19 protein-coding genes are annotated in these 21,433 nt (G+C 34.4%); 5 read left to right on the top strand and 14 right to left on the bottom strand.

From position 1 onward, the window contains the following. Window positions 1-19: 19 nt before the first annotated feature. Window positions 20-1,330: a phosphoribosylamine--glycine ligase gene (purD, locus tag QZN33_RS07410; RefSeq protein ID WP_296790541.1), complete on the bottom strand. Its 1,311-nt coding sequence runs from the start codon at window positions 1,328-1,330 to the stop codon at window positions 20-22. Between the two features lie 124 nt (window positions 1,331-1,454). On the opposite strand from purD, the gene QZN33_RS07405 reads away from it, so the two are divergent. The 5 genes from QZN33_RS07405 to QZN33_RS07385 all read left to right on the top strand — a co-directional run bounded on the left by QZN33_RS07405 (window position 1,455) and on the right by QZN33_RS07385 (window position 5,319). Then, window positions 1,455-2,054 carry an Ig-like domain-containing protein gene (locus tag QZN33_RS07405; RefSeq protein ID WP_296790540.1) on the top strand — a complete coding sequence of 200 codons (600 nt, stop codon included), beginning with the start codon at window positions 1,455-1,457 and terminating at the stop codon, window positions 2,052-2,054. 181 nt (window positions 2,055-2,235) lie between these two features. Further along, entirely contained in the window at window positions 2,236-2,907 is a 672-nt protein-coding gene (locus QZN33_RS07400; protein ID WP_296790539.1) for an Ig-like domain-containing protein, read from the top strand. 105 nt (window positions 2,908-3,012) lie between these two features. Further along, a complete protein-coding gene (locus tag QZN33_RS07395; protein ID WP_296790538.1) occupies window positions 3,013-4,383 on the top strand; it encodes an MATE family efflux transporter in 1,371 nt (456 codons plus the stop codon). Beyond that, complete coding sequence (locus QZN33_RS07390; RefSeq protein ID WP_296790537.1) at window positions 4,373-4,789, top strand: MarR family winged helix-turn-helix transcriptional regulator; 417 nt, start codon at window positions 4,373-4,375, stop codon at window positions 4,787-4,789. Before QZN33_RS07395 ends, QZN33_RS07390 begins: the two co-directional genes overlap by 11 nt. After that, window positions 4,786-5,319, top strand: coding sequence for a nitroreductase (locus QZN33_RS07385; RefSeq protein WP_296790536.1), 534 nt, complete (start codon window positions 4,786-4,788; stop codon window positions 5,317-5,319). The genes QZN33_RS07390 and QZN33_RS07385 overlap by 4 nt, the downstream gene beginning before the upstream one ends. A gap of 218 nt (window positions 5,320-5,537) precedes the next feature. On the opposite strand, the gene argS is transcribed toward QZN33_RS07385, so the two are convergent. The 13 genes from argS to QZN33_RS07320 all read right to left on the bottom strand — a co-directional run. Then, window positions 5,538-7,238 carry an arginine--tRNA ligase gene (gene argS / locus QZN33_RS07380; RefSeq protein ID WP_296790535.1) on the bottom strand — a complete coding sequence of 567 codons (1,701 nt, stop codon included), beginning with the start codon at window positions 7,236-7,238 and terminating at the stop codon, window positions 5,538-5,540. Window positions 7,239-7,254: 16 nt separating this feature from the next. After that, window positions 7,255-7,680, bottom strand: a complete 426-nt coding sequence (locus tag QZN33_RS07375) for a signal peptidase I (RefSeq protein WP_296790534.1) — start codon at window positions 7,678-7,680, stop codon at window positions 7,255-7,257. Window positions 7,681-7,684: 4 nt separating this feature from the next. Beyond that, a complete protein-coding gene (gene hemL, locus QZN33_RS07370) occupies window positions 7,685-8,959 on the bottom strand; it encodes a glutamate-1-semialdehyde 2,1-aminomutase (RefSeq protein WP_296790533.1) in 1,275 nt (424 codons plus the stop codon). Window positions 8,960-8,968: 9 nt separating this feature from the next. After that, window positions 8,969-9,598, bottom strand: coding sequence for a cobalt-precorrin-8 methylmutase (locus tag QZN33_RS07365; protein ID WP_296790532.1), 630 nt, complete (start codon window positions 9,596-9,598; stop codon window positions 8,969-8,971). A 75-nt stretch (window positions 9,599-9,673) separates the two neighbouring features. Continuing rightward, window positions 9,674-10,876 (bottom strand): aminoacetone oxidase family FAD-binding enzyme, encoded by a 1,203-nt coding sequence (locus QZN33_RS07360; RefSeq protein WP_296790531.1) that lies wholly within the window; start codon window positions 10,874-10,876, stop codon window positions 9,674-9,676. Window positions 10,877-10,900: 24 nt separating this feature from the next. Next, complete coding sequence (gene aspS / locus QZN33_RS07355) at window positions 10,901-12,220, bottom strand: aspartate--tRNA(Asn) ligase (protein WP_296790530.1); 1,320 nt, start codon at window positions 12,218-12,220, stop codon at window positions 10,901-10,903. Between the two features lie 379 nt (window positions 12,221-12,599). Then, the gene (locus tag QZN33_RS07350) at window positions 12,600-13,139 is read right to left on the bottom strand and encodes a DapH/DapD/GlmU-related protein (RefSeq protein ID WP_296790529.1); all 540 of its coding nucleotides are present in this window, start codon (window positions 13,137-13,139) and stop codon (window positions 12,600-12,602) included. A 647-nt stretch (window positions 13,140-13,786) separates the two neighbouring features. Further along, the gene (hisD, locus tag QZN33_RS07345) at window positions 13,787-15,058 is read right to left on the bottom strand and encodes a histidinol dehydrogenase (RefSeq protein WP_296790528.1); all 1,272 of its coding nucleotides are present in this window, start codon (window positions 15,056-15,058) and stop codon (window positions 13,787-13,789) included. A gap of 7 nt (window positions 15,059-15,065) precedes the next feature. Then, complete coding sequence (ilvD, locus tag QZN33_RS07340; RefSeq protein WP_296790527.1) at window positions 15,066-16,715, bottom strand: dihydroxy-acid dehydratase; 1,650 nt, start codon at window positions 16,713-16,715, stop codon at window positions 15,066-15,068. A gap of 281 nt (window positions 16,716-16,996) precedes the next feature. Then, complete coding sequence (locus tag QZN33_RS07335) at window positions 16,997-18,982, bottom strand: hypothetical protein (protein ID WP_296790526.1); 1,986 nt, start codon at window positions 18,980-18,982, stop codon at window positions 16,997-16,999. Beyond that, a complete protein-coding gene (locus tag QZN33_RS07330; RefSeq protein WP_296790525.1) occupies window positions 18,892-19,635 on the bottom strand; it encodes an isopeptide-forming domain-containing fimbrial protein in 744 nt (247 codons plus the stop codon). The genes QZN33_RS07335 and QZN33_RS07330 overlap by 91 nt, the downstream gene beginning before the upstream one ends. After that, complete coding sequence (locus QZN33_RS07325) at window positions 19,622-20,563, bottom strand: hypothetical protein (RefSeq protein ID WP_296790660.1); 942 nt, start codon at window positions 20,561-20,563, stop codon at window positions 19,622-19,624. Before QZN33_RS07325 ends, QZN33_RS07330 begins: the two co-directional genes overlap by 14 nt. Window positions 20,564-20,667: 104 nt before the next feature. Continuing rightward, window positions 20,668-21,433, bottom strand: a 766-nt coding sequence (locus QZN33_RS07320; protein WP_296790524.1) for a DUF11 domain-containing protein, incomplete at its 5' end; no start/stop codon positions are given.

The raw sequence follows: 21,433 nt of genomic DNA, 5'->3' as shown, positions 1-21,433 counted from the left end.
AAAAAAAGATAAAAGAAATTTAGTTTAAAATTTCTTTCATATGTTCAACACGTTTTTCTACAAGTTCTTTTGTACCGACGTCTCTTCTATGGTAAACATTACCTTTAACGAATTCACATGCTTTTTCAGCTATTTTTTCAGCCTCTTCAATGCTTTCACCGCCGGCAACAATACCTAATGCTCTTGAACCAGATAAGTGAATTCCGTCATCTTCCTGTGAAACTGCAGCATAAAATACTTTGGCGCCCATATCTTCAATGGCCTGTTCATCCACTTCGATTAGCTCTCCAGCATATTCTGTTTCAGGATATCCGTCAGGTACGATGTATTTGCACACACTGGCCTTGTCTTCAAATTCGACTTTATCCAAATTACCATCAACAATAGCCTGACATACATCAACCAGAGGAGTTTTTAAGAGAGGTAAAACGTTCATTGCTTCAGGATCACCAAATCTTGCATTGTATTCAATGAGTTTCGGTCCGTCAGCAGTAAGCATGAACTGACCATATAGGATACCTTTGTATGGTTCTGCTTCTTCAGCAATAGCTTTAATAGTTTCTTTCATTATTTCTACTGCTTTGTCATAGTCTTCCTGAGTTAAAAACGGCAATAAGCCTCCAACATCAGAGTATGAACCCATTCCACCGGTGATTGCACCAACATCTCCTTCAAATGCATGAGGATGGTCCTGTGCTGCAGGCATAGGTGCCAGATGTTCACCGTCACAGAATGCCTGAATTGTGAATTCTTCACCGATTAATCTTTCTTCAATAATTACCTGAGCAAATCCGCCCATTTCATTATCGATTACTTCACATGAATATTCTTTTGCCTCTTCGTTGTCTTTTAGGTGGTCACCTACAATTTTAACTCCTTTACCGCCTGTCAGACCTACAGGTTTTACTACAACGTCACGGTCAAATTCATCTAAAAATTTAGAAACATCTTCAGAGTTGTCAAAGACTTTGTATACTAAAGATCCTTCTATTTCATAATCTTCAAAGAGTTTTCTCATAAATGATTTGTCAGTTTCAATTCTAGCTGCACTTTGAGTTGGTCCGACACATTTAATTCCGTTCTTTTCAAGTTCATCAACAATACCTTTTCCAAGAGGAGCTTCAGGACCAATAAATGCTATGTCAATGTCATTTTCAACTGCATATTCAGCTACTTTTTCAACTTCCCCTTCATCACCTTGCTTAAACTCAGCAATTTTTGACATTCCAGGGTTAATTTTACTCATGTAACAATATAATTCAACATCATCCTTTAAACCGTCAGCAATTGCATGCTCACGAGCACCAGTTCCAACAACTAATACCTTCATAATAAATTCTCCTTAATATAGTAATATATTTTTAAAAATATTTATAAATATCCTAAATGAATTTTTCAAAATTTATACAAACATTTATATCAATGAATACAAAATCATTAACATTGGTGATTATATGAATAGAAATATTCTTGTAGTTCTTATAGTAATTGTATTAATTGTTCTTGGGGGACTTTTAGTATTTTCACATACAAGTGCTAAATCCGATACCCAAATCGCTTTTTTAAGCAACGCCAGTTTAAACAGTGAGGATTCAGTAGAATTTGTACTGAAAGACGCTCAAGGAAATCCGCTTGAAAATCAGAATGTAAGTATCTTATTTAAGGACGGAAGCGAAGTTGAAAGATATTCTATACTTACAGACAGTAATGGAAAAGGATCTCTTGTTTTAAATGAAAGCGCTGGTAATTATAGTATAACTGTAAACTATGGCGGAGATGACAAATATAACAGCTGTTCAGCAAGCGTTACCGTAACTATTGCCGGAGCAAACAACACAGCTGCTGATTATTCAACTGCCCAAAGCAGTCAAAGCGCTTCAACAGGTGCCAGTTCATCTTCTCCATCCCAATCATCTTCAAGTTTGAGTTATGACAGTGAATTGAACGTGAATTATGATTCAAACGGAAGAGTTGTTGGCGGTCAAAATGACGGTGCAAGCTATGAGGATTTAAAAAACAACCGGCCGAACATTCAAGACGGTAATCTAGAATAATTATTTTGATTAATCAAAGATTAATCACTTTTTCTTCTTTTATTTTTTTAAATATAAATGAATTAATTATAACTTTATTTTATTAATTTATATAAATCAATAAAATTTTCTAATTTTTTTCATAGATAATAAAAAGATATATTAATTAAATCTATCTAATATTAAGATAAGGAGGTCAAATATGAATAAAAATATAATTATTGCTATTTTAGTTGTAATCATCATAGCAGTTGTAGCAGCATTTATGTTTACACAACCACAAGCTACTACACAAGATGGTAAACTAAATACCCAAATCAATTTTTTAAGTGAAGCAAACTTAAAAAATGGAGATATAGTGCAATTTGAACTTAAAGATGCAAAAGGAAATGCGATTGCAAACCAAACTGTTAACATTACTTTTGTTGATAATGGACAAAAACAAAATTTCTCCGTTATTACAGACAACAGCGGTAAAGCTGGTCTTTCATTAAACAATGAGGACAAAGGAAATCACGAAGTAAGTGTAACTTATGGAGGTAACAATAAATACAATGGTTGTAATGCTAAAACAACTATTAACATCCAAGATGGAAACACAACAACAACCCAAAAAGTCACTGCAAATTCCACTGCAAGTACTGCAAAATATAATACCCAATCTCAATCAGCAAGCACAACTAGTTCATCCAGTTCTTCCAGTTCAACTGGTTCAAGCCTTTCTGAAGGACCTGGCCCTAATTTATACTATGATGAAGAATTAAACGTATGGTACGATGATAATGGTATTGTTAGAGGCGGACAATCAGATGGTCAAAGGATGATAGATCTAATTAACAACCAACCATATACTGAAAATGGTGGTATGGAATAAACCATTTTCTTTTTTTCTTTTTTTTCAATATTCAAACATCATATTTTATATACCAACACTTGCATATACAAGAGTGTAATTGCATATGCAAGAGAGAGGTAAAATATGGAGAAAAATGAAAATGTTGAAATGATTACAGGTGACCCGAAAAAGGCTATAAACAAATTATCAGTGCCAATTATAGCAAGTATGTTTTTGATTTTTGCAAACAACATCATCGACAGCATTTGGGTTGCAGGACTCGGACCGGACCCATTGGCAGCACTCGGATATATCACACCACTGTTTATGATACTGGTAGGATTTGGAAACGGACTTGGAGCAGGTGGTAACTCCCTGATTTCAAGATACATCGGAGCAGAAGATAAAGCCTCCGCAAACAATGCGGCAATACACAACCTGATTTTAAGTATAATAGTTTCAATAATTATTTCAATAGTATTCATCGCATTTATGAAACCTTTGCTTATAATGATGGGAGCATCATCAGTATTAAGCTATGCAATGGAGTACGGATTTATCATATTTGCATGGACATTCGGACTTTTAATGCCACCAATTGTAGGAGGGGCATTCAGAGCAGAAGGAGACATCAAAAGAGCAACAATACCAATAGCTTTAGCTGCAATAATAAACATGATTTTAGACCCGATATTTATATACACATTCAATATGGGAATTGCAGGAGCCGCATGGGCAACAGCACTCGGACCTTTCATCAGTCTGCTTTTAATGTTTTACTGGATATTTGTCAAAAAGGACACCTACCTGTCATACAACTTTAAAGACTTCCATAACGACCTTAAAATGTATAAGGACATTTTAGTAGTAGGTATTCCGGCAAGTCTGGAGCAATTGGTCTTATCAGTTTTAACAATATTCGTGAATTACATGCTTACAATCGTATCCGGACCTACAGCGGTTGCAGTATATACTGCAGGATGGAGAATAGTCAATATCGGAATGCTTCCGGCAATAGGAGTCGGAACAGCGGCAATATCAGTTGCAGGCGTTGCATTTGGAGCAAGAAAATACGAAAACCTAAGAGTAGTAGCAAGATATGCAGTCAAAGTGGCTTTAATAGCTTCAATTATAGTATGTATAATTTTAAATGTATTTTCAACACAGATTGCATTCATATTTTCATATTCGGAAAGCAGTGCTGAGCTTGCACCGCTTATAGCAAGTTTCCTGCAGATCATGTGTCTGTTCATTTTATATGTGCCATTCGGTGCAAGTGCAGGTAACGTTTTCCAGGGAGTTGGAAAAGGAACAATCTCCTTTATTCTGACAACATTCAGAGAATTCATACTTGTGTTAATCTTTGCATATCTTTTAGGATTCACATTCCACATGGGAGAATTCGGTATTTACTGCGGAATGCTTCTTGGAGGAGGATTAGGTTCCTTAATATGTTATGCATGTATCGAGCTTTACATTAACAAACTGATCAGGAGCAGAGGAAATGCCGTTTGATAGCGATATTCCCACACCACCACTGGTTTCACTGCTTTACAGAAAACAGACCACATTCATTAACCGTGAACTGAAAGATGTTAATCTAAGCTCAGGACTATATCCTTTATTGATCAAAAGCTATAAAAACAAAGGAATCAGTCAGGAAGAACTGGCTGATGCATTAAACATCAATGAAAGTACAGTTACAAGAAATTTGGATAAACTAGAAAAGAAAGGACTGATAACAAGAACTCCTGAAAAAAGGAAAAAGATTATCAGCGTGACCCCTGAAGGCATTGAAATAGCCCAGATTGTAATGGACATTGATGATAAGTGGGACAATACCCTTAAAAAATCACTGACAAATCAGGAGTATGAAAATTTCAGAAATATACTAATTAAAATCGGCGAGGACTTAAAATGAATCAGACAATAGAAGATTTAAAAACAAGAAGAAGTATCAGAAAATTCAAAGAAGAACAAATCAGTGACGAAGAGCTTAAAACAATTTTGGAAGCTGGAACCTATGCACCAACTGCAAGAGGCCTCCAATCACCTAAAATTGTCGTAATCCAAAATCCTGAAACAATTAAGGAGTTTTCAGAATGGAACAGAAGCTATTTTCCTGTAGAAATGCCTGATGATATGGATCCGTTCTATGGAGCTCCAACACTTCTGATTGTATTGGCAGACAGTGATGTTCCTACCTTTGTAGAAGACGGGTCAAGCGTACTGGCAGTGCTTGTAAATGCTGCTCATGCAATTGGAATCGCAAGCTGCTGGATTCACAGAGCCCGTGATGAATTTGCCTCCAAAAAAGGTAAAGCATTACTGAAAGAATGGGGAATTCCAGAAAGCTATGAAGGAATAGGCCATGTTGTTCTAGGCTATCCCGACATGGAAACACCTGAACCTATAGCCAGAAAAGAAGATTATATCCACTATGTGGATTAATTTTTTACTTTTTTTAAAACACAATTACCATCAATTATTTTAACATTGATTGTTTGAAAGTTGATTTTAAACAGCCGAATTTTACTTTAACATTGCCCATATGCAAAAATGATTATTATTTAAAATTAGGATATATATGCAAAAGTAAGGTTGGATGAAAGTAATCAAATTACAGACGTTAAAGTAAAAAAAAGAAATTAAAGATGAGTATGACTCATCTACATTTTTTCAGGTGCTGAAACACCTAAAATATCTAAAGCATTTTTAATGGTTATTTTAGCTCTGTCAACTAAAATAAGTCTTGTATCTTCCACATCAGATCCAATAACCTGTTCTGATTTGTAGAATTTGTTGAATGAACCTGCTAAATCCTGACAGTACTGAGTAATGTTGTGAACTCTTTTTTTGTTTGCACAGTCTTCTACAACCTGCGGGAATTTAGCGATTTGTCTTATTAAGTCCTGTTCTGCTTCATCAGGAACCCAGTCATCTGCCACTTCTAAAGAGCTTATGTCCTTACCTGATTTTTCAAGCAATTTGCATGCTCTCGCATGAGCATACTGGATAGATGCACAGCCTCTCTCAAAGCTTAATGCTTCATCCCATTTAAATGTCAGGTGTTTTTCAGGAGACAGTTTTGCAATGAAGAATCTTACAGCACCTACACCGATTTCTTCAGCCATAGGAGCAATTTCATCTTCAGACAAATCAGGGTTTCTTGATTTGATTTCATCATGTGCTCTTAGAACAGCTTCATCAATCAGCTCATCCACTGATACAAATTTACCTTTTCTTGTAGACATTGAACCTTCAGGAAGAGTGATGAACTCATAGAATATTACTTCAGGAGCTTCTTGCCTAAAGATTTCTTCAAAGATGACTTTAATCTGTTTTGCAGCCAGTTTGTGGTCTGAACCTAAAATATCAAGTACAGTATCACCTAATGTAGCTTTGTATTTGTGATAAGCCAAATCACGGGTTGAGTAAAGTGAAGTACCGTTGGATCTTCTTAAAACAAACTCTTTTTCAATGTTAAAGTCAGTTAAATCAATGTATAAAACATCATCTTCTCTTGTAAATCCTTCTCTTTGGATGTATGTTACAAGATTATCGACTTCGCCGTTTCTGACAAACTGTCCTTCCCATACAAAGTCATCATGGACAATATTCATTCTTAAAAGTGATTCTTTCATTCCGCTGATACATTTGGATACAACATCTTCAAAGATTTTGTTGAGCTCTTCATCAGAACCTTCTTCATATTTTTGGATTAATTCATCAACTTTAGCGTTCAAGGCTTCATCTTCCTCTACAGCCTTATTTGCATCATAGTATAATTTTCCAATTTTATGGTCAAGTTTTTCTCCTTCATAATCTTTAATTTTTAAACCGCATTCGGTTATTCCACATACGATAATGGCAATTTGTCTTCCCATATCATTTACATAATATTGAGTTGTTACATCCCTTCCTGCCAGTTTAAGAAGTCTTGCAAGGGAATCTCCAAAAATAGAGTTTCTGATGTGGCCAATATGAAGTGGACCGTTTGGATTAGCTGAAGTGTGCTCCAATATTAATTTTTCATCATATTTTGGAAGTTGACCATAATTATCATCTACTTTTTCTAAAAGCATTTTAGAAAATTTTGAATAGTCAATGAAGAAATTGACGTATGGTCCGAAGTTTTGGACTTTTGAAAAGATTTCCGGAACTTCTATTTTTTCAACCAAATCCTTTGCAACTTCAGGAGGTGAAGTTCTTAATTTTTTTGTAAGGGCAAATGCAATGGTACTTGCAAGGTCTCCCAATTCAGGATTTGGAGGAAATTCCAATTTAAAATTCCTGTCTATTTCTTCATCATACTGATCTAAAGCCTTATTAATAGCTTCTATAGCTTGTCTTTCAATTTCAAAATACATTAACTCACCTTAATAATCATAAACCTCTTAACCAGAGGGAAAGATAACCTACTTTTGGAATAATAACTAAATTATCACCTAAGGTTACTACTTTTTGTTTAATTTGATCTGCTTTAACGTAATACGGATCTGGAGAACCGTTGTTATCTCCTTTTATCACATACATCGTAGTTCCGTTAATTTCTGTAATATTAATAATTCTGTGAATGACCGGCTGGTCATACCATGCTGCATCATAAACAACAACATCCCCTACTTCAACAGTAGTAGGGTCAAATTCATGTATACCGAGGAAATCGGCTTTTTCAACTAAAACAATATCTCCTCTGTAGAATGCAGGCTCCATACTTCCTGAAACAACTACATTAAGATGCTGTGCAGCAATCAATACAATAACAAGAATAATTATATATGATGCAACTTCTTTAAAGTCTATTTCCATTATATTACCTTCTTCTTTTTTTAAATGCCATTTCCAAAGCAATTTCTATTGCATCAGAAGTTTTCTGTAAATCCTCCATTGTATGTGCATTTGAAATAAAATTACATTCAAACTGAGATGGCGGAATGAATACGCCTTCTTTAAGCAATGCCTTGAAGTATCTTAAGAACTGTTTTCTATCAGACTGCTGAGCATCGGCATAATTGTAAACAGGTGCCGGATTGAAATAAATCTGAAACATTGACGCAAGTCCGACAGGCTGAATGTTATACTCTTCATCTTCAATAATGGACCTGATATTTCCTCTCAGGTAATTGCCTTTTCTTTCAAGTTCCTTGTAAAATGCATCGTCAAGCTGTGCCATTGTGGAAATACCTGCCTGTACAGATACAGGGTTTCCTGAAAAAGTGCCTGCCTGATAAACAGGACCCTGAGGTGCAATGAGTTCCATGATTTCTTTTTTACCACAGAATGCACCCATAGGAAGTCCTCCACCGACAATCTTACCTAATGTGGTTAAATCCGGAGTAACTCCATAGTACTCTTGAGCTCCGCCACGGGATGCTCTAAAACCGGTAATTACTTCATCAAATATTAATACAATACCATTTTCTTCTGTAATTTTTCTGATGAACTCTAAAAATCCAGGTTTAGGCTCAATACATCCGACATTGCCCATGACTACTTCCATAATAATACAGGCAATGTTTTCACCTTCTTTTTCTATTAACTCTGTTAGAGCTTCTTCATCATTGAATGGAACAGATAAAGTATTTTTAGTTGTATCTTCAGGTATTCCCGGTGAATCAGGTAAAGTTGCAGCACCTGAACCGCCTTTAACTAAAACATAGTCATGTGCACCATGATATGCACCTTCAAATTTAATAATTTTATCTCTTCCTGTAAAACCTCTAGCAAGTCTTATTGCACTCATGGTAGCTTCAGTTCCACTGTTACAGAACCTTACCATTTCAGCAGATGGAATTCTATCAATGACCTCTTTTGCAAGAGTTATTTCATTTTCAGTTGGAGTACCATACGCTGTTCCAATAGTAAGCTGATTAGAAACTTCCCTTACAACTTTAGGATCTGCATGGCCTAAAATTAATGGACCATAAGCCAGACAGTGGTCAATATAGGTTTTTCCATCTTCATCAGTAAGTTTGGAACCACCTGCACTTTTAACAAAAAACGGATAAGGCTTAAAAGCTCTTACCGGTGAGTTTACACCACCAGGGAAATAATTTTTAGATTCATTAAATAATTCTTCAGAATTCATTCTATCACGCTATAAATGTTGTATTAACGAATTTACACAAGCAACTGCAATAGGTGTTCCGCCTTTAGGTCCTTCGACAACAATATTTGGAATATTGGAATTCTTTAAAGCTTCTTTAGAATCGGCAGCTCCCACAAAACCAACAGGAACTCCAACAATAGCTTTAAGATTCATTTCGCCTTTTTCGTATAAATCCATTGCTTCAAAAACAGCTGTAGGAGCATTACCTGATACCACAATTCCTTCAAAATCATTCTGTGCAGCATATCTCATTGCCGCAGCGGCTCTTGTAATCTGGTGCTCTTTAGCTATCTTTACAACTTCTTCATTTTTGATATAACACTCAACTTCTCCCTCATACCTTGTAATACCATATTTAACCATGTTGATATCGGTTAAAATGGTTTCTTTGTTTTTAAGGGATGCCATAGCTGCATCTACAAAATCAGGACTCATGTAGACTAATTTTGCATATTCAGGATCTGCAGTTGAATGAACAATCCTTTCAACGATGTCTCTTTCTATAGGTTTTAAATCTTTGACATCATCCCCAATAAGGCCACGGATAATCTCTCTGCTTTTGTTAGCAATGTCGAGACCTTGCTTGGTTGATGCACCCATGAACATTTTGTCTGTCATAAGATAATTTTTAAATTATATTTATGTTAAATATTTTGATTATATATGTAATTTTAAAAATAGTGAACAAAAAAATTACTTTTCACTTGCTGAGAAACCTGCAAGATACCCTGTTGAAAATGCAATTTTTAAGTTATATCCTCCGGTCGGACCGTGCAAATCCAGAACTTCACCGGCGAAATACAAGCCCGGTGTTAATGTGGACTCCATTGTTTTCGGATTTACATTGGCCAAATCGATACCGCCGACAGTAACTTTTGAAAGTTTCCCATTAAAACCGGTTATTTCAAATGTAAATCTTTTGAGATTTTCAATTAAACGATTTTTGCTCTTTTTGTTGATGCGTGAGAGCTGAGTTTCACCGTCAAGATTAATCTCATCCAAAAAGAAATCTATAAAACTGTTAGTCAGATACATTTTGAGGTAATTTTTAACCATTGTTTTTCCTTTAGCCTGAAAATCGCTGTTGAATTTCTCTAAAAGATCTTCACGAGAAAAATCAGGACAAAGGTCAATAGCTATATCAACATCAACATCAGGATTATCCTCTAATAAGTTATAACTTATACCTTCTGATATCTCATTGCTCAGGTTAATAATTCCAGGACCTGTCAAACCGACATGTGAAAAAAGAACATTACCTTTTACCTTTGATTTCTTATAACTTATAACAACATCATAAAGAGTCACACCTGCAATATCAGACAAATCTTTTTTGGTAATCAATGGACTCAAACCATATTTAATGTCTGTTACTGCATGAGAAGTTAAAGAGTAGTTTTTAGGACTGCAGCCTGTCTGAGGATATGTAACGCCTCCGGTTGCAATTATTATCTTTTTGGCTTTTAACTTATCATTTATAACAAAGTCATCTGTTATTGTTTTAACTTCAAAGTTATAACTTATAACAACATCTTTTAAGTAATCAGTTAAAACTTCTAAGATATCACTGGCCTTTTCTGTTTCGGGAAAAATTCTGTTGTCATCCTCTTCAATGAATCCCAAGCCTTTGTCTTCAAAAAGTGACAGCAGCATTTCATTTGTAAATGTAAAAAAAGAGTGTTTTAAAAAATTTTTTTGGGGATAAATATTCAATAGCTTTTTTATTGGCTTGAGGTTTGTGATATTGCATCTGCCTCCGCCGGTCAGCAATAATTTGCGACCAAGTGAGGAGTTCTTTTCAAGCAGTATGACACTTGAGGAACTTTGACTGGCTGCAATAGCCGCCATTATTCCGGCTGGTCCTCCGCCAACAATAGCTATATCATATTCTTCCATATTATCTTAAAAAAGAAAAAAAGATTAAGGGGTTAATCTGTGTCTGTCTCTTGGGAAGAGTACACATTCACGGATGTTTTCAGCACCGGTAAGTACCATAGTTAACCTGTCAGCACCTACACCCCAACCTGCATGAGGAGGCATACCGTATTCAAACGCTTTAAGATAGCTTCCAAATCCGTCTGGGTTTAAGCCTCTTTCTTCGATTTGTTTTACTAATAAATCATACTGGTGTACACGGGTAGCACCTGAAGATAATTCTAAGTTATTGTACATTAAATCGAAAGCGTGAGAGTATTTTTCATCTCCTTCTTTAGGCATTACATAGAAAGGTTTGATTTCAGTTGGCCATTCGGTTAAGAAGTAGAATCCGCCCATAGCATCTCCTAAAACTTTTTCAGCTTCACGGGATAAGTCTTCTCCCCATTGCATTTCAATATCTTTAGCATTGACTATTTCCAATGCTTCATCATAGGTTACAACTGGGAATCTTTTTTCTGGAACTTCAATTTTGTGGTCTAAAATCTCCAGTTCGTTTGCACATTTGTCATTAATGTCTGTAATCACTTTAACGAGCATGTCATTTAAAACGTTCATTACATCAACATCATCCATGAATGAAGCTTCTGCATCGATGGAAACAGCTTCGTTCAAGTGTCTTAAGGTATCGTGCTCTTCTGCTCTGAAAATCTGACCGATTTCAAATACCTTATCCATTCCACTAGCCATCATCATCTGTTTGTACAATTGTGGAGACTGGCCTAAAAATGCTTCTTTTTCAAAGTAAATAATCGGGAATAATTCTGTTCCTCCTTCAGTAGCTGAAGCTACAAGTTTAGGAGTGTTGATTTCATAAAATCCATTGTCATAGAAGAAGTCCCTTATTGAATGGAACATTTGACCTTTGATTTTGAATATAGCTGAAACGTTTTCTTTTCTGATATCCAAGAATCTTGAATCTAATCTTGTATCAATTCCAGCTTTTACTTTTTCTGTAGGATCCATTGGTAAAGGTTGGTTAGCCAAGTTTAAGATTTTAACTTCTTTCGGTAAGATTTCAACACCGTTTGGTGCTTTAGGAGCTTCCTGAGCTAAACCTTTAATTGCAACAACAGATTCTTTTCTTAAACTTCTTAATTCTTCTAAAATTTCTGCTTCTACTTTTTTACTTGGAGCGGTTACTTGAACCCTTCCGGTTACATCACGTAAAATTACGAACATGATTCCACCGAAGTCACGGATTTCATGTACCCAACCCATGACGGTAACGTCATTACCTGCAATTTCGGCAGTGCATTCGTTAGCGTAATTTGTTCTTCTCCAATCATTTAATAAACCTTGCAAAATATTCACCTCGGTTATAAAAATAAAAATAATGATAAATTTTCATTATAATTTTAGTTTATATTTAATATTTAATAAAGATATGCAAAATTACAAAAAATATCTTAATCTGTAAAAAATAATTCAAAAATAGTGTTGTCTAAGTTTATAGGACAAAACCTATAAACTACCGTCAGATTAGACAACTGTTTAATCAGTAGTTTTCTTTCTATTAATGAAAGTGCGAATATGAAAAATCATATTCTGTTAAATTATTAAATATATAAACTTAACTAAACTTAATAATTAATGCATATTTAAAAAACAATAATAAGGAATCGAATTTAGAAAATTAAAGTAAATTTATTAAATTGTTTTAAAAAAAGAAAATTGTAAGGATTTAAAATTTATCCTTATCCAAAGTTTTTACAACTTTTGCAGGAACACCGACAGCAACCTCATAGTCGCCGACATCTTTAGTGACAATAGCTCCGGCACCGACAATTGCATATTTTCCAATGGTTACGCCCGGCAAAATACTTGCACCGGCACCAATCCACGCTCCTTTTTTGATGTGGATAGGTTTGCAGGTTAAAACCTGTCTGTCATATTCATCATGGTTGTTTGAGAGCAGCTGAACATTGGCGGCCATCATTACATCATCTTCGACAGTTATTCCGCCACGGGCCATTAAAAGTGAATTGGAATTAATGAAAACATTTTTACCAATTTTGATATGGTCAAATGCAGCACCTGCAATAGGAGCCATAACCATTGAATCTTCCCCTAAATTCTCACCAAACAACTCTTTTAAAACTTCATTGTACTCATCAGTCATTGGCATTGTATGATTAAGCTTAAAAACTAATTGAGCCTGTTTTGCACCAGTTTTTTGATCTTCCAAAGACATTTCCCTCATGTCAACTCTTTCAAAATCCATAATATCACTATAAAAAAATATTTAAAAAAAGCATTAAGTGTTGTCCAAGCTTATAAGAAATTAAAAAATACTTATAAGCTACTACCCGATTAGACAACTGTTTTTCCATTAAACTTGGTACGATTACATCATAATCAGAATATGAAAAAATCATATTCAATAATATTTTAAAAAAACTAATATATAAAAATAACTAAAATACCTAATTTAATTTAAAATAAGGAGATATTTTGAAATTAAAAAAGAATGGGGAGAGTTACGCAAAACTTCCAGCGGGTAGACCTTGAAAAATCACGACCCATTCTTTTCAAAATTCGACTGTCCTACTTAATTAAAATTCAATCATCTAACCTGTAAGAATAAGTCAATAATTGCAATAATAACTAAGACTATTGTGAGAAGAAGCATCATCTTCTCATACATTCTCTCCCCCCAATAATTATACTGGGAGGCGTATTTAACTACTTCAATAACCATCACCAAGTATAATGGATTAAGTTATTAATTTATCTATTGCTTTTTAATTAGATTTAAAAAATATATAAATAGCTTAGAAAGTCATTTCATAAAATTGTAATGAGAATATACAATTGTTTTTATTTTAAAAAAAATAAGAAAGGTTTATAAGAAAAATAAACTTATAAACATTATTTTAATCTTGTTTTAAAGGAATTTGCATGAGCAAAAAATCCTTCATATTCGGCTATAGGAACTGAAGTTTTTGAAAGCTCTTCAAGACCTTCCCTGGTCAGTCTTTGAACAGTAGGCTTTTTGATAAACGCTTCAGTTGAAAGGCCTGAATACATTTTAGCTCCTCCTCCTGTAGGCAGCACATGGTTTGTACCGGATCCGTAATCTCCCGCTGCTACAGGTGAGTATGAACCTAAAAAGATAGATCCTGCATTGTTAATGTGTGATAGTGTTTCATCATCATCCTTTGTGGTTATGATTAAATGTTCAGGAGCATATTCGTTTGTAACATGAATAGCTTCCTCAAATGTGTCAGTGATAATGATCTTTCCACTTTTTGACAATGATTCCTCAATAATTTCACGCCTTGGTGCAATCTCAGTCAATTGGGCTACAAACTCATCTGTCTTAACTGCCAAGTCTTCACAGTCAGTCACCAAAAAGCATGACGCATTAGGATCATGTTCTGCCTGTGCCAAAATGTCAGTTGCTAAAAATTCAGGGTTTGCAGTTTCATCAGCTAAAATCAACACTTCTGAGGGACCTGCCGGAAACTCGATATCTACTTGACCATATACTAATTTCTTTGCTGCAGTAACAAATATATTTCCAGGACCTACAATTTTTTCTACTCGAGGTATTGATTCTGTACCGTAAGCAAGTCCGGCAATTGCCTGTGCTCCGCCAACTTTATATATTTCATCAGCACCTGCAATGTCAGCTGCAACCAAAATAGCATCCAAAATTTTTCCGTCCTTTTGTGGAGGGGTTACACAAACGACTTTTTCAACACCTGCGATTTTTGCAGGGATTACTGTCATAAGAATTGATGAAGGGTAAGCTGCACGTCCTCCTGGAATATAACATCCAGCAGAGTTTATTGGTCTTACAATTTGACCTGCAACGATTCCGGGATTTACTTCCATTTTCCATTCAGAAGGAATCTGTTTTTTATGAAATTTTTCAATGTTTGATGCGGCCTGTTTTAAAGCTGAAAGCAGTTCATCATCCAAAGTTTCATAAGCCTCTTTAATTTCATCTTTGGATACTTTCAGATTTTCTATTGTAACACCGTCAAACTTTTCAGTATATTCCCTAATAGCATTATCTTTATTAGTTTTAACGTTGCCTAAAATGTCAGATACAATATCTAAAACATTATTTACATCTTCTTCTGAACGTTTAATAGTTTCTGCTAAATTAATGTCATTATAATTTAGTATTTCCATTTTAACACTACCTTAAAATAGCACCAGTATCAGCAGAGTGTACAAGTTTTTGATATAATGCCAACCATCCGGAAACATCACTTTCAGGGTGTTTGACCTCTTTCAATCTTTTTTCAATTTCCTCATCACTTAACTCTACATTAATAAATCTGTTGTTAATGTCAATTTCAATGATATCTCCGTTTTGAATTGCTGCAATCGGACCGTTTTCTCTTGCTTCAGGTGAAACGTGACCGATACATGGACCCCTTGTTCCTCCAGAGAATCTTCCGTCAGTTATCAATCCCACATCTTTGATGTTCATTCCTGCAAGAGCAGATGTTGGATTTAACATTTCACGCATTCCAGGTCCGCCTTTAGGCCCTTCATATCTGATTACAACAATATCTCCTTCTTCGATTTCATGGTCAAATATTGCTTTTGTAACATCTTCTTCTGAGTCATATACTTTTGCTGGCCCTTTAAGATGCATCAAATGGTCTGCAACTGCACCTTTTTTAACTACACTACCATTTGGTGCAAGATTACCTTTCAATATTGCTATTCCACCATCTTCATGAACCGGATTGTCCAATGTGTGAATGACATCAGTGTTTTTATTTTCAACTGTTTCTAAATTCTCAGCAATTGTTTTTCCAGTTACAGTCAATTGATTGGTGTCTATTTTATCCCCTAATGTTTTAAGTACTGCCTGAATTCCACCAGCTAAATGGAGATCCATCATTGAGTCCTCACCAGCAGGAGATATAAGTGCAATGTGAGGAACTTTTCTTGAAATTTCATCGAAAAGTTGTAAATCCACATCAACTCCTTCAATTTCACTTGCAATTGCTGGAATGTGAAGTGCAGTGTTGGATGATCCTCCCAATGCCATGTCAACAGCAATTGCATTGTTGAATGCAGCTTGAGTCATGATATCTGAAGGCTTGATGTCTTCCTCAACGAGTTTAATTATTTGTTTTCCAGACTCAAATGCCATCTGGTTGTTTTCTTCAGTTCTTGCATGAGTAGTTGCACATGTAGGAAGAGATAAACCAAATGTTTCTGTAATGCATGCCATAGTGTTTGCTGTAAATAGTCCTGAACAACTTCCAGCACCAGGACAAGCACATTTTTCAAGTTCATAAACTTCTTCATCAGTCATTTTTCCAGCAGAATTAGCACCGACCGCTTCAAATACAGTAATAAGGTCTGCAGGTTTACCATTGTATTCACCGGACTGCATTGGTCCACCAGTTACAACAATACTTGGTACATTAACACGTGCTGCACCCATAATCATTCCAGGAACTACTTTATCACAGCTTGGAATTAAAACTAATCCGTCAAATGCATGACCTTTAGTCATTGATTCAACAGTTGCTGCAATTATTTCACGTGAAGGAAGGGAATATTTCATACCTTCATGGTTCATACTAATTCCATCACATACTGCCATGGTGTCAAATTCAAATGGAATACCTCCAGCAGCGATAATTCCTTCTTTTACAAATTCGACCAATTCTTTTAAATGAATATGACCTGGTACAATGTCTGTAAAACTGTTAGCGATTCCGATGAATGGTTTTTTAAAGTCATCATCGTCTAAACCGCAAGCTCTTAAAAGAGACCTGTGAGGAGCTCTTTGAATTCCTTTTTTAATACTATCACTTTTCATTTAATCACACAATTTAATTTAATCATTTATATATTTCTCATTAATAATTTTTATATTATTTGAAAAATTAGAAAATATGATTTTTTGATTAAGTGATGTAGATTATGCAATTTAATTTAAAAAAATAGTTTGAATCTATGAAAATAATAGAATATAGAGATGATTAAAATAATAGTTTCACAAAAAAGGTATTTAATTTTAACATGTAACTTCTATTATATTGATGTTATTTTCTGATTAAAAAAATAAAAAAAGTATGGGAAAATTAATTCCCATCGTGTTTAAATTTTTCTTCTTAAGGTTACACTAGCAATAGCCAATAGTGCTAAAAGAACCATTACAATTGGGTTACCTGTAGTATGCATTGTTGGAACTTTATCAACTGGAGGTTTGGAAGGATTTTCTGGATTTACAGGAGGTTGAGGCTTTTTAGGCAATACAGTTATCTCAGCAGTATCATTGTTGTTTGAAAGATCGCTTTCATAAGTATCACAGACAACACCTGCTTTGACAACTATTTTTCCACTTACCAATGCTTCTGTTTCAAGTATAAGAGTTACCTCTTCACCAGGAGCTACATCACCAATTGTCCAAATACCAGTTTCGGGGTCATAAGTACCTTTGGAAGGTTTATAACCTAAAAGTTCTAGTTCTTTAGGAATCACAACTGTCGCACGAGAGTTAACAGCACTATCCGGTCCTTGATTTTTAACTGTAATAGTGTAAATTACTGTATCACCTACTGTAACTTCAGTTACGTCTGGTTCAATAGTAAGTACCAAATCAGCTTCTGGAGGAACAGTAGTTGAATTATTACAGTGATTGTTTGTTTCATTAACGTCATATGTGTCTGAAGTGACATCTGCTAAATTAATTATTGTTTTGTTAGTTGTATCAACTAAGGTTTCAATATTAATTGTTATAGACTCACCACTAGCAAGGTCTCCAATAGTCCAAATACCAGATTCAGGATCATAATTGTTTAAGGAATCATCTGAAAGATAAATTAAACCAGCAGGCAATTTATCTGTTACTATAGTGTTTACGGCAGTGTTTACCCCTTTATTAGTAACAATGAGAGTCCAAATGATTATATCGTTTTTATGTGGGATTGTAGTTGAAACTAGTTTTATTATTTCTAAATCTGTAATTGGAATCGGATTGACAGTACAATCAACTGTGTAATTATCACCATTAGGCCCTACAAGAGTAAGGTTGTTTGTTAACTCGCCTATATCATCAACAAAGACTTTTACAGTGATTACTGCTTCAGATTTAGCAGAAATATTTGTAATAATCCAGGTGATTTTTTGACCATCTGCAGTTTCCTTAATTAAGTCAGCACCAGAAATACCGATAGTTTCGACAAATATCAAGCCATCAGGTAAACTGTCTATAACGGTTAAATTATTGATATAGTTACTATCAGCGATATTTTTAACTGTTAAGTAATATTCTACAAATTCTTTATTGTAAGGAGTTGTAGTGTTTACTGTTTTTTCAATTAAAGGAAGTGCTAAAACATTTACTAATTTATCATCGACATTGTTTGTTAAATTCCATTCGTTTTCACTGCAAGTTGCATTTACCTCATTAACAATATTGTTTTTAACAGCTATAGCGCGAGAAGTGATTGTTAATGTAAGAGTAGTTCCGTTAGCCATTTTTCCAATAGTCCAAATGCCAGTATCTTTATCATAGATAGTGCCTTCTGGAAGAGTGCAGTTAATGAACTCAAACTCATTAGGGAATAAATCTTTTAGGCTTACGTTAGTTGCGTTGGTTCCATTTTCCGCATTGGATATTGTAACAGTCCAAATTGCAACATCACCTATAAAGTAATTATCCTTATCACTATCAATATTAACTGACAAATCAACGATAGGAACAGGATCAATAGTACAGTTAACCATATCAGTAGCACCACGAGGACCAACAACAGTCAAATTATTAGTCAAACTACCTAAAGCATTAACTTTAACCCTAATCACAATAGTAGCATTAGACTTACCAGAAATATTAGTCAATCTCCAGGTAACAACTTGGCCATCTTGCTCTTCACTGAGTAATTTAGCACCATCAATCTTAATGGTTTCAATGAATTGTAAACCAACTGGTAAACTGTCAATAACATCAAACTCACTAGTATAGGTATTATTACCCATATTCATAACAGTTAAAGTGTATTCAACCTCATCATGATAATAAGGAGTACTATTAGACACAACTTTAACAGGCTTATGGAATGAAACAATCTCAACAGCCACATCATCTTTATTGTAAAAGTACCATTAACAACAGTACAATCAATATACTCAAACTCTTCAGGAAGCAACTCACTCAACCTAATATTTGAAGCATTAGTACCATTAGCAGCATTAGTTACAGTTATTGTCCAAACAGCAACATCATCAACAAAATACTCATCCTTATCACTAGTAATATTAACAGAAACATCAACAATAGGAACAGGATTAATAGTACAGTTAACCATACCAGTAGCACCACGAGGACCAACAACAGTCAAATTATTAGTCAAACTACCTAAAACATTAACTTTAACCCTAATCACAATAGTAGCATTAGACTTACCAGAAATATTAGTCAATCTCCAAGTAACAACTTGACCATCAACGGTTTCATCAATTAAATCAGCACCATCAATCTTAATGGTTTCAATGAATTGTAAACCAACTGGTAAACTGTCAATAACATCAAACTCACTAGTATAAGTATTGTTACCTAAATTCTCAACTGTTAATGTATACTCAACAAATTCATGATAATATGGAGTGCTATTGGATACAGTTTTCGCAGGTTTATGGAATGAAACAATCTCAACAGTCACATCATCTTTATTGTTGGTGTAATTCCACTCTTTCTCATCACAAGTTGCATTGACAGCATTAAAAAGTACCATTAACAACAGTACAATCAATATACTCAAACTCTTCAGGAAGCAACTCACTCAACCTAATATTTGAAGCATTAGTACCATTAGCAGCATTGGAAACAGTTATTGTCCAAACAGCAACATCATCAACAAAATACTCATCCTTATCACTAGTAATATTAACAGAAACATCAACTAAAGGAATAGGATAAATAGTACAGTCAACAGTAGTACTATTGCCTCTAGGACCAACAACAGTTAAATTATTAGTTAAATCACCTAAAGCATTAACTTTAACCCTAACAGTAATAATTGTACTGCGTTTAGTAACGTTAGTTAAAACCCAAGTAATCACTTGACCATTTTGTGTTTCTCCAAGTACTTTAGCACCAGTAACGCTAACTGTTTTGATGAATTGTAAACCATTAGGTAAACTGTCAATAACAGTTAAGTTATCCATATAATTGTCACTACCTACATTAACAACAGTTAAATTATACTCAATTTCTTCATGATAATACGGAGTATCATTAGATACGGTTTTGATTGGTTCTGGAAGAGGAACAATGTTTACTAATTTATTTGCTTCATTGTTATCGTAATTCCATTCATCTTCAGTACAATTAACATTAACAGCATGATTAATATTGGTTTCTGGAGCAACTGCTTTTGAATTGATTATGAAAGTAACATTAGTACCATTACCCATAAATGGAATTCCATCATTTAAATCATAAAGATTTCCATTCTTATCAGTACAGTTGATAAATTCGAAGTATTTTGATGGGAATAGATCTTTTAAGTTAATATTGGTTGCATTAGTACCATTACCTGCATTTGTAACAGTTATTGTCCAAACAGCAATATCATCAACAAAGTACTCATCCTTATCACTAGTAATATTAACAGAAACATCAACTAACGGTTTAGGATAAACAGTTTCATCAACAGTGATGCTAGTTCCTTTAGGACCAACAACAGTTAAATTATTAGTTAAATCACCTAAAGCATTAACTTTAACCCTAACAGTAATAGTAGCACTGCCTTTAGTAATGTTAGTTAAAACCCAAGCTCAAGGAATTGTAATCCATTAGGTAAACTGTCAATGACTGTTAAATTATCCATATAATTATTATTTCCAACATTAACAACAGTCAAATTATACTCAATTTCTTCATGATAATACGGAGTAGTATTAGATGCAACTTTAACAGGCTGAGGAAGAACAACAACATCGACTAATTTAGTTGCATTATTGTTAGTGTAGTTCCACTCATCTTCAGTACAATTAACTTTAGCTGTATTTTCAATACCAGTTCCAGGAATTGTAGCTTTAGAGTATACAGTAAATGTGATATTAGTACCATTACCCATAAACGGAATAATCCAATCTTCAGTTAAATCATAAAGATTACCATTTTCATCAGTACAATTAATAAACTTAAAGTTAACAGATGGGAATAAATCTTTCAAATTAACATTTGTTGCATTAGTACCGTTACCAGCATTGGAAACAGTTATTGTCCAAACAGCAATATCATCAACAAAGTACTCATCCTTATCACTAGTAATATTAACAGAAACATCTACTAACGGTTTAGGATAAACAGTACAGTTTACAGTAGTGGTATTACCTCTAGGACCAACAACAGTTAAATTATTAGTTAAATCACCTAAAGCATTAACTTTAACCCTAACAGTAATAATTGCACTGCCTTTAGTTAAATTAGTTAAAACCCAAGTAATCACTTGACCATTCGGAGTTTCACTAACCACCTTAGCACCAACAACATTAACAGTCTCAAGGAATTGTAATCCATTAGGT

The sequence above is a fragment of the uncultured Methanobrevibacter sp. genome, from assembly GCF_900314615.1.
Classification (GTDB): Archaea; Methanobacteriota; Methanobacteria; order Methanobacteriales; family Methanobacteriaceae; genus Methanocatella.
The sequence above is the reverse complement of the archived record's forward strand: the minus strand, read 5'-3'. Positions and strand labels throughout refer to the sequence as shown.